The organism is Noviherbaspirillum sp. (assembly GCF_036846085.1).
Lineage (GTDB): Bacteria > Pseudomonadota > Gammaproteobacteria > Burkholderiales > Burkholderiaceae_D > Noviherbaspirillum.
The window spans coordinates 1-10,377 of record NZ_DAIUCO010000021.1 but is presented as its reverse complement, the minus strand read 5'-3'; the positions used below and the strand labels follow the sequence as shown (position 1 = coordinate 10,377).

Genomic DNA, 10,377 nt, shown 5'->3' with positions numbered 1-10,377 from the left:
TGTGGGTTTACTTACTGGTATTTCCGTTGAGTGCCTTCAGCACTTTGTCGGTGATGTCGATGCGCGGGCTGGCATAGACGGCTTCCTGGAACACGATATCGTACTTCTCGGTTTCGGCAATCTGCTTGATGACCTTGTTGGTTCGTTCAAGCACGACTGCAAGTTCTTCATTGCGGCGCTGGTTCAGGTCTTCGCGAAACTCGCGCTGCTTGCGCTGGAAGTCCTTTTCAAGATCAGCGAGTTCGCGCTGCCGTTTCACGCGATCGGATTCCGAAAGGATCGATGCGTCCTTGTCCAACCTGTCTGCCGATGTTTTGAGACGGGCGGCCATTTCCTGGAGATCCTTGTCGCGCTTGGAAAATTCCTGCTCAATTTTTGCCTGGGCGGTTTTTGCCGGCGCGGCCTCGCGGAAGATCCGCTCGGTGTTGACGAACCCTATCCTGGATTCCTGCGCGTGAGCGCTCATCAACGGCAGCAGCATCGTGGCAAGCAGGACCGCGCGCTTCGAGTTCATCAAGGCATTGGTTAAATACTTCAAGATCATTCTCCGCAATTCAAATTATCGGGCGCGTCGCAGCGCCACCAGCTGATGCCACCCACGGAAACCGCGCCAAACTGCCCTATTATGCCATCGTGTGCCGAACGCGATTTTCCGATACGCATTTACGGCCGCCACCCGGTTTTCGATCCCGATATATGGTACTCAGAATCCGGTACCGAGCTGGAACTGGAAAGTCTGCTTCCGATCGCCCTCTTTTGCATTCAATGGCTGGCCATAGCTTAGCTTCAGCGGACCGATAGGTGAAACCCAGCTGATACCGATACCAGCGCCGTAACGCAGCTCGGAGGTACGGAACCGTTCGCCTTCGGCAAATACATTGCCGGCATCAAAGAAAGTGAACCACCGCAACGTCCGGTCATTGCCCGACCCCGGGAACGGGAACTGCAGTTCCGCATTGGCCACGAAGCGTGATGCGCCGCCCAGCGGATCGCCGTTCGCGGCGCGCGGGCCGAGCGATGAGCCTTCGTAGCCACGCACCGAGCCGATGCCGCCCGCATAAAAATTCTTAAAGATAGGAAACGGCTTGTCGGCAAGTCCGCGGCCATAGCCGATCTCGCCGTTGAGCGCGAGGGTGACGTTCCGGAACAAGGGCTGGAAGTATTGATCCTGATACACGGCGCGGTAATACTTGAGAGAACCGGCCGGCGCGATTTCAAGATTGACCCGCTGGTAGCGACCGGTCGTCGGCACCAGCGCGCTGTCCCGGCTATCCCGTTGCCACGCTGCCGTGAGCGGGAAGCTGGTGGTGGTCGCGGTCACACCGTTTCCGAAGTCGGTGACGTATCGCTTGTACAGCTCCGGGCTGTCGTTATAGCCCGGCACGCCTGTATAGGTCTCGACTTCGGTCCGCTCGATACCGAGGCCGAAGAACACGGTGTCGACTTCCGAGAACGGCACGCCGAACTTGACATTGCCGCCTGTCGTCTTGATGACGTAATCGCCGGTATTGACCTCGGGCGGACGCGTCGTGCGCAGGAACAATTCGTAACTGCGGCTGATGCCGTCGTCGGTGAAATAAGGATTCGTTTGCGACAACGCGATGGTGCGATTGCGCTTGCTGGTATTGACATCGATACCGAGGGTATTGCCGCTGCCGAACGCATTCGCCTGTTGAATCGAACCGGTCAGGGTGAGCTTTTCGCTGCTGGAGAAACCCGCACCGAGAAGAATATTCCCGGTCGGTTTTTCAACGACCGTCATATTGACATCGACCTGGTCGGTCGTACCCGGCACCTCCGGCGTCTCGATGCCAACTTCCGTGAAGTAGCCAAGGCGGTCGACCCGGTCCCGGGACAGGCGAATCCGCTGTCCGTCATACCAGGAATTTTCGAATTGCCTGAATTCGCGGCGGATGACTTCGTCCCGCGTTCTGGTATTGCCGCCGATGTTGACGCGACGGACGTAAACGCGTTTCCCCGGATCGATCAGCACGGTGAAATTGACCTGCTTCTTTTCCCGGTCGATCTCGGGATTGGCGTTGATGTTTGCAAACGCATAGCCGAAATTGCCCATGCGCTCGGAAATGCTCTTGATGCTTTCAGCCAGTTTTTCGCCCGAATACACATCGCCCGGCTTCAGCTGCACGAGCGAGCGCAATTCTTCCTGGCGGCCGAACATCTCCCCTTCGAGCTGGACGCCGGACACCGTGTATTTATCACCTTCATTGATGTTGATCGTGATGTAGATGTCCTTCTTGTCCGGCGTGATCGACACCTGGGTCGATTCAACCTGCATCTCGAGATAGCCGCGATTCAAATAATAGGAGCGCAGAGTTTCAATGTCGCCGGTAAGCTTCTGCTTCGAATACTGGTCGGACTTGGTGTACCAGGTGAACCATCCCGGCGTACGCAGGCTCAGCAATCCGCGCAATTCGCTATCGCTGAAGGACTTGTTGCCCACGAAGGTGATCTGCCTGATGCGGGACACTTCGCCTTCATCCACCGCGAAGCTGACAGCCACCCGATTGCGTTCGATCGGCGTCACCGTGGTCGTGACCTCGACACCGTACAAACCGCGTGACAGGTATTGGCGCTTGAGTTCCTGTTCGGCGCGATCGACCAGGGCCCGATCGAAAATCCGGGACTCGCCGAGCCCGATATCCTTCAGGGACTTCGTCAACTGGTCCTTCTCGAATTCCTTGACACCTGAAAATTCCACCGATGCGATTGCAGGCCGCTCTTCGACCAGCACCACCAGAACATCGCCTTCCACTTCGATACGAACGTCCTTGAAAAACCCGGTCGCGTACAGCGCCTTGATGGCGGCCGCGCCTTTTTCATCGGTGTACGTCTCGCCTACGCGAACCGGCAAATAGCTGAAAACCGTTCCGGCCTCGGTCCGTTGAATGCCTTCGACGCGAATGTCTTTTACGGTAAACGGATCCACCGCCAGAGCATGCCCGGCACACATGGCAAATACGGCGATGGCAATGAGACGACGGGGGAAGAAAGACGGGGAAGTACGGTCGGAATAGAATTTCATCGGTTATTTTGTTTTCAATGTTTTTGCGGCCGTCAGACCGGCCGCAAAAACTCAAGTCATGAGCCGCATGATGTCGTTGAAGACGGCGACCGCCATCAACGTCATCAAGATGCCCACGCCCGCACGCTGGGCGATCTCGCCGACCCGTTCAGGCACGGGCCGTCCAGTCAAAACTTCCAGCGAATAATACAGTAAATGGCCACCATCCAAAACAGGGATGGGGAGAAGGTTCATGACACCGAGACTGATGCTGATGAATGCGATGAACGTCAGGTAGCTGATGATGCCGATGCGGGCAGTTTGACCAGCGTAGTCCGCAATGGTGATCGGCCCTGTGATGTTCTTCCAGGAAACTTCGCCGATGAGCATTTTACCAAGCATCTTGACCGTCAGGACACTGCTGTCCCAAGTCTTCTTCACGGCCTTGCCGACCGCGGCCAACGGCGCTTCGCTCGCCGTGATCATTTCCGGCGTCATCGGCACTTCGGCCTTGATCAGTCCGAACGTGCGCTCATTCTTGGTTTGCGGTTCCGGCGTGACCGTCAGGACAAATTCCCGATCGCCGCGCAGGCCCGCGATCTCCAGCGGCTTGCCGGGCGATGAGCGCACCGTCTCGACAAACGCCAGGCCGTCAATGACCGGCTTGCCGTTCACCCTGAGGATTTCGTCCCCTTCCCTGAGCCCGGCACGCTTTGCCGGGCCGTCCTCGACGATTTTGCCCAGTACGGCGCGCGGCCGCGCCAGATCGATGCCGAGCTTGCCGAGGAAGTCTCCCTCCAGGTCGGACGTGTTCAGACCATCCAGGCGCAGCGTTACCGTGTCCTGCACGGTCGCACCCTGCTGCGACGAATTGGGCCGTTGCACTTCCAGGCTGGCCGACTGCCTTTCGATCGCCAGTTCAAGCAGTTTCCAGCGCAGGTCGGTCCATAACTGGATGGATTCACCGTTTACCGCAGTTACGAGTTCACCGCCGCGCAGGCCGGCCTGGTAGGCCGCCGTGTTTTCCGGAACGCTACGCAACCGGGAGCTCGGCTCCGGGATGCCATAGCTGTAAAGACCGGCAAAAACGATGATCGCCAGCAGGAAGTTGGCAAGCGGCCCGGCTGCGACGATGGCAAACCGCTTCCACACCGATTGGCGGGTGAATTCCCGCTCCAAGTCTTCGGGGGGAAGGTCCTTCAAATCCTGTTCCCGGGCATCGAGCATCTTCACGTAGCCGCCGAACGGCAAAGCGGACAACGCCCATTCAGTCTGGTCCGGCCCGATGCGGCGGGAGAATACGACCTTTCCCATGCCCACCGAAAAACGCAATACTTTGACGCCACACCAGCGCGCCACCCAATAGTGACCGAGCTCGTGCACCACGATCAGTACACCCAACGCAACGAAAAACGCGATCAATGTCTGAATAAAGGTCATGATGTCCCTTGTTGAATGAAGGAGTGAGCCATGTCCCGCGCGTGGCGGTCCTGTACCAGAAGGTCATCGATATCGGCAACGTCAGTTCCCGGAAGCCGATCCATCACCCGTGCAATCAGCCGGTCAATCATGCGGAAGCCGATCCGGCGGTCGAGGAAGGCCTCAACGGCCACCTCATTTGCCGCATTCAGTATAGCCGGGGCGCTGCCACCCACCAATAAGGCATCATAGGCCAGTCTCAGGCACGGAAAACGGTTCAGGTCCGGGCGCTCGAATGCAAGCTGGCCGATGAGCGCCAGATCGACCGGCGCCACGCCGGATGCAATTCTTTCGGGGTAGGCAAGTGCGTGGGCTATCGGTGTGCGCATGTCGGGATTGCCCAGCTGGGCAAGTACGGATCCGTCGATGTACGACACCATGGAATGAATCACGCTCTGGGGGTGGATGACCACCTCGATATCCGCCGCCGGCGCACCGAACAGCCAATGCGCCTCGATGACTTCCAAACCCTTGTTCATCATGGTCGCGGAGTCTACCGAAATCTTCCGTCCCATTACCCAATTGGGATGAGCGACGGCCTCCTCCGGGGTAACCGCGTCAAGGGTTTCGATGGCGCGGTTGCGGAAAGGGCCGCCCGAAGCGGTGAGCAAGACCTTGGCGATCCCGTGGTCCGGCATCGACCGGCCGTAGTTGCGGGGAAGGCATTGAAAGATTGCATTGTGCTCGCTGTCGATCGGCAGCAGCGTCGCATTGCTTTCGGCGATTGCGTCCATGAACAAGCGCCCGGACATGACCAGCGCCTCTTTGTTCGCCAGCATGACCTTCTTTCCGGCACGAGCCGCGGCCAGGGTCGGCGCGAGGCCGGCGGCGCCGACGATGGCAGCCATTACCGCGTCGCAGCCAGGCGCACTGGCGACCGCGCATAAGGCGCTCTCGCCGTATTCGACCTGGATGTTGAGTCCTTTTCCCCGGAACAGGTCGCTCAGCAACTTGGCCGACGACGCGGAACCCACGACCGCGACCTCCGGCCGGAAGCGCTCGCATTGCAGCGCCAACTCTTCCACGCGGCTGTGGGCGGTGAGCGCATAAACGCGGTACCGGTCGGGGTGACGGGCCAGCACATCCAGTGTGGAAGCGCCGATCGAACCGGTGGCGCCGAGTATCGTGATGGTTTGCATGCTGCCCCTGCCTGTGTCTAACTTAAAGCCACGCATCGATCAGGACTGCCAACGGCAATGTCGGTATCAATGCGTCGATCCGATCCAGCACCCCGCCATGGCCAGGCAGCAGGTTGCTGCTGTCCTTGATCCCGGCGCGGCGCTTGAGCTGGGATTCGAACAAATCGCCGATAACGCTGGCAATGGTGAGTACTGTCATGACCAGCAATAATCCGACCCAGCCGGCGCGCGATTGCACGCGTGGCATGAAGGTATCCGCCAAGTCAGGCGTCGCGGTCACCGCGGCGGCAAAGAGAAGTACGGCAATCCAGCCGCCGATCGCGCCTTCCCATGATTTGCCTGGTGAAATTGACGGCGCCAGCTTGCGCCTGCCGAATGCCTTGCCTGAAAAGTATGCGCCGATATCCGCCACCCAGACGATCGCCATGACTGACAACAAATACAGCGGGGATTGGCGGAACAGCACGATAATTGCCACGAAGCAGCCCAAAAGCGAGATGCCGTAAATACCGCCAAGCAGGCGGTTACCGATGCCATCAAGTGAGGGAAGGCCCAGGGCCAGGGCGGGCGCGAGCCGGATCGCCCATATCGCCGCGCATAAACCGAACAGCAATGTGGCGGTTTGAAAATCACCTTGCCACAACATGAACGCGAATACCGCCGTCCAAATCGCCGCGCCGATCAGCGGGTACGGACTTTTGAAGATGCGCAGGCTTTCCCACGCCGCTGCGGCAAAGAACGCTCCGGCAACGATGGCAAAGAACAGGAACGACTGCGAGTACGCCACCGCCAGCAGTACCGCCAGCAGCACCAGCGCGGTGGCCACACGTGTTTTCAGCATCTCAGGATGCCTTTTTCTTTTCGACCAGTTGCTCGCTTGTGCGGCCGAAACGACGCTCGCGCTGACGATAGGATTCGATGGCGGCATCCAGCGCCTGCGCATCGAAATCCGGCCAGAACGTATCGGTGAAATAGAGTTCGGTGTAAGCGAGCTGCCACAACAGGAAATTGGAGATCCGCTCTTCCCCGCCGGTGCGGATGAACAGATCGGGTTCCGGGGCGTAAGCCATGGCGAGATGCGGCGACAGTTGCTCTTCGCTGAATTCGGTCATCCCCGGCGAGGCGCAGACCATCTTGCCGACCGCCTGCATGATGTCCCACCGACCGCCGTAGTTTGCGCAGATGGTGACGGTCAGGCGCTGATTGTTCGCGGTTCGGCGTTCCGCCGCTGCAATCAGCTCCTGCAACCTGGCGTCGAACCGGGTCAGGTCGCCGACCACCTTGAGGCGGATGCCGTTGGCGTGCATCTTCGCCACTTCACGTTCCAGGGCCGTGACGAAGAGACGCATCAGCAAGGAGACTTCCTCTGCCGGGCGGCGCCAGTTTTCAGAACTGAAGGCAAACAGGGTCAGGTACTCGACACCGCGCTCGACGCAGGTCTCGATGATCGTCCGCACCGCTTCCACGCCTTTGCCGTGGCCGGCAACCCGTGGCAGGAAACGCTTGGTCGCCCAGCGGCCGTTGCCGTCCATGATGATGGCAATGTGACGCGGTACCGGTGAAATGTTCGGTACCGCTTGCGTTGAGCTTGAATGGGTCATGTGAAGGCCAAAGGCGTAAGGAAACTGCGGAGTGCGGCGATCAGACGGTAAGCAATTCTTTTTCTTTTTCGGCGATCAGCTTGTCGACCTCCGTCACGAACTTGTCGGTCAACTTTTGCACGTCGTCCTGCGCACGGCGTTCGTCGTCTTCGGAGCAGGCCTTGTCCTTGAGAAGCTTCTTGAGCGCTTCGTTGGCATCGCGGCGGATATTGCGGATCGCGACCTTGGCGTCCTCACCCTCGCCCTTGACCAGCTTGACGATTTCCTTGCGCCGCTCTTCGGTCAGCGGCGGCGTAGGCACGCGGATCATGTCGCCTTGCGTGGACGGATTCAAACCGAGATCCGAATCCCTGATCGCCTTCTCGATGACCGCCACCATCTTCTTTTCCCATGGTTGCACGCCAATGGTCCGGGCATCGATGAGCGTGACATTGGCGACTTGCGAGATCTGCGTCGGCGAACCGTAATAGTCGACCTGGATATGGTCGAGGATGCCGGGATGCGCACGACCGGTGCGAACCTTGGCGAGACCGGTTTTCAAGGTCTCAATCGACTTTTGCATCTTCTGTTCGGCATTTTTTCTGACATCAGCGACAGTCATATTCTTCTCCTCTGTTGCAGCGGCTCTAAGCCTGAAGTTTATACGTGAACCAGCGTTCCCTCGTCTTCGCCGAGGATGAGGCGCTTGAGCGCTCCGGGCTTGACGATCGAAAACACCTTGATCGGCAGCTTCTGATCGCGGCACAACGCGAACGCGGTCGCGTCCATCACTTGCAGGTGTTTCGAAATCGCCTCGTCGAATGTGATCGTCGAATAGCGGGTTGCATTCCGGTCCTTGTTCGGGTCAGCGCTGTAGACGCCGTCGACTTTGGTCGCTTTGAGGACGATCTCCGCGCCGATCTCCGATCCGCGCAGCGCGGCTGCGGTATCGGTGGTAAAGAACGGGTTGCCGGTACCGGCGGCAAAGACCACGACCTTTCCCTCCTCGAGATACTGCAGCGCTTTCGGACGCACGTACGGCTCGACGACCTGCTCTATGGCGATGGCGGACATGACACGTGCGGTAAGCCCGATCTGGCGCATCGCATCGGCAAGCGCGAGGGAGTTCATTACCGTGGCGAGCATGCCCATGTAATCGGCAGTCGCACGGTCCATGCCCTGCGCCCCTGGCGCCACACCGCGGAAAATATTGCCGCCGCCGATCACGATCGCCAGCTCCACGCCCAAATTCGCCACTTCCGCCACGTCCGCAACCATCCGTTCAATGGTCGCGCGGTTGATCCCATACGAATCGTCGCCCATCAGTGCTTCGCCGGAAAGCTTGAGGAGAACGCGCTTGTAGGCTGGTGTTGTCATCGGGCTGGGCTCCTTGGTATCCGGTGTAAATAATGTCCGCATTCCCGGTCCGCTAACGATAGGCCAACTGGAGGCTAAAGATTAGTGGAATTCCGGTATGCGTGGCGTGTATTGGTATTGATGAAACGTAAAACGATGTCTGTTTGCAATATCTCTTTTGCAACTTTAGGGTCGCACCGATGCGCAGCCATTTTCCCGGCTGCTCATCGAAAACATGTTACAGACTCTATCGACTTCAATGGCGACAAAACACCCTTCGCCTATAAAAACGGGCCTTCCGGCCCGCTTTGTCCTGCTTATGCCTGCTTGGCAGCGGCGACTTGCGCCGCAACTTCGGCGGCAAAGTCATCCTGTTTCTTTTCGATGCCTTCGCCGACCACGAACATGGTGAAGGATTTCACCGCGGTGCTGGTCGCCTTCAGCATCTGCTCGACAGTCTGCTTGTCATTCTTGACGAAGGACTGGTTGAGCAGGGAAACTTCCTTCAAATACTTCTGTACGGCGCCGTCGACGCGCTTTGCGACGATTTCAGCCGACTGGGGCGCTTTGCCTTCAGCCTGTGCCTTGGCGGCGTCTTCCGCTGCTTTCAGCGATGCGACCGAGCGTTCCTTCTCGATCAACTCCGCCGGCACATCGCTCGAGGACAACGCTACAGGTTTCATCGCTGCCACGTGCATCGCCACGTCCTTGCCAACCTGCTCGTCGCTGCCGTCGAACTCGACGATGACGCCGATGCGCGTACCATGCAGATAGGAAGTCAGCTTGGCATTGGTCTCGTAGCGCTTGAAGCGGCGGATCGACATGTTCTCACCGATCTTGCCGACCAGCGCGGCGCGAACTTCCTCGACTGTCTTGCCGTCGAGCTGCAGCGCGGACAATGCCGCCAGGTCCGCGGGGTTTTTCTCGGCGACCAGTTTCGCAACGGTGCTTGCCAGCGTGAGGAAATCGTCATTCTTGGTAACGAAGTCGGTTTCGCAGTTCACTTCGACCAGCGCTCCCACGTTGCCGGAAATGTATGCCGCCACCACGCCTTCGGCTGTGATCCGGGAAGCGGCCTTCGATGCCTTGCTGCCCAGTTTGACGCGGAGGATCTCTTCCGCCCTTGCCAGATCGCCGTCGGCTTCGGTCAACGCCTTTTTGCACTCCATCATCGGCGCGTCGGTTTTCGCGCGGAGTTCGCCTACCATCGCTGCGGTAATTGCCGCCATGTCATTCTCCTAAATCAATAGGCGCCCATCGGACGCCTCAATCAAAATATATTCGTGCCTGCCCGTAAAAAAGGGGCTAACCACTGTTGCCCCTTCCTTGAACCCGTCAGGCGCGGGACTTAAGCTTGCTCGTTGACCTCAACGAACTCGTCGGCATTGCCCTTGACAGCCTCGACCAGATCGTTGGTGGCATTTGCACGGCCTTCCAAGATCGCATCGGCGACACCACGGGCGTACAGCATGATCGCCTTGGAAGAGTCGTCATTGCCGGGAATGACATAGGTCACACCTTCCGGAGAATGGTTGGTATCAACAACGCCGATGACCGGGATGCCCAGCTTGGCGGCTTCGGTGATAGCGCCTTTGTGGTAGCCGACGTCGATGACGAAGATGGCGTCAGGAATGCCGCCCATGTCCTTGATGCCGCCGATCGACTTCTGGAGCTTCTCGATCTCGCGACGGAACATCAGCACTTCCTTCTTCGACAGCTTCTCGACCGAACCGTCTTCCAGCGACGCTTCCATGTCTTTCAGGCGCTTGATCGACTGCTTGACCGTTTTGTAATTGGTGAG

At 58.6% G+C, this 10,377-nt stretch carries 10 protein-coding genes; all 10 read right to left on the bottom strand.

Going from position 1 to position 10,377, the window contains the following annotated elements; all coding sequences use genetic code 11:
- Positions 1–7: 7 nt before the first annotated feature.
- Positions 8–514 (bottom strand): OmpH family outer membrane protein, encoded by a 507-nt coding sequence (locus V7080_RS04250; protein ID WP_442947179.1) that lies wholly within the window; start codon positions 512–514, stop codon positions 8–10.
- 189 nt (positions 515–703) lie between these two features.
- The gene (bamA, locus tag V7080_RS04245) at positions 704–3,043 is read right to left on the bottom strand and encodes an outer membrane protein assembly factor BamA (protein WP_334187158.1); all 2,340 of its coding nucleotides are present in this window, start codon (positions 3,041–3,043) and stop codon (positions 704–706) included.
- Positions 3,044–3,094: 51 nt separating this feature from the next.
- Positions 3,095–4,462, bottom strand: coding sequence for an RIP metalloprotease RseP (gene rseP, locus V7080_RS04240; RefSeq protein WP_334187157.1), 1,368 nt, complete (start codon positions 4,460–4,462; stop codon positions 3,095–3,097).
- Positions 4,459–5,640, bottom strand: a complete 1,182-nt coding sequence (ispC, locus tag V7080_RS04235; protein ID WP_334187156.1) for a 1-deoxy-D-xylulose-5-phosphate reductoisomerase — start codon at positions 5,638–5,640, stop codon at positions 4,459–4,461. The genes rseP and ispC overlap by 4 nt, the downstream gene beginning before the upstream one ends.
- 22 nt (positions 5,641–5,662) lie before the next feature.
- On the bottom strand, positions 5,663–6,481 hold the full coding sequence (locus tag V7080_RS04230) for a phosphatidate cytidylyltransferase (RefSeq protein WP_334187155.1): 819 nt from the start codon (positions 6,479–6,481) through the stop codon (positions 5,663–5,665).
- Position 6,482: 1 nt separating this feature from the next.
- Entirely contained in the window at positions 6,483–7,241 is a 759-nt protein-coding gene (gene uppS, locus V7080_RS04225) for a polyprenyl diphosphate synthase (RefSeq protein ID WP_334187154.1), read from the bottom strand.
- Between the two features lie 40 nt (positions 7,242–7,281).
- A complete protein-coding gene (gene frr, locus V7080_RS04220) occupies positions 7,282–7,842 on the bottom strand; it encodes a ribosome recycling factor (protein ID WP_334187153.1) in 561 nt (186 codons plus the stop codon).
- A 38-nt stretch (positions 7,843–7,880) separates the two neighbouring features.
- Positions 7,881–8,597: a UMP kinase gene (pyrH, locus tag V7080_RS04215; RefSeq protein WP_334187152.1), complete on the bottom strand. Its 717-nt coding sequence runs from the start codon at positions 8,595–8,597 to the stop codon at positions 7,881–7,883.
- A gap of 296 nt (positions 8,598–8,893) precedes the next feature.
- Positions 8,894–9,805 carry a translation elongation factor Ts gene (tsf, locus tag V7080_RS04210; protein WP_334187151.1) on the bottom strand — a complete coding sequence of 304 codons (912 nt, stop codon included), beginning with the start codon at positions 9,803–9,805 and terminating at the stop codon, positions 8,894–8,896.
- Positions 9,806–9,924: 119 nt separating this feature from the next.
- On the bottom strand, positions 9,925–10,377 hold a 453-nt coding region (rpsB, locus tag V7080_RS04205), incomplete at its 5' end, for a 30S ribosomal protein S2 (RefSeq protein ID WP_334187150.1).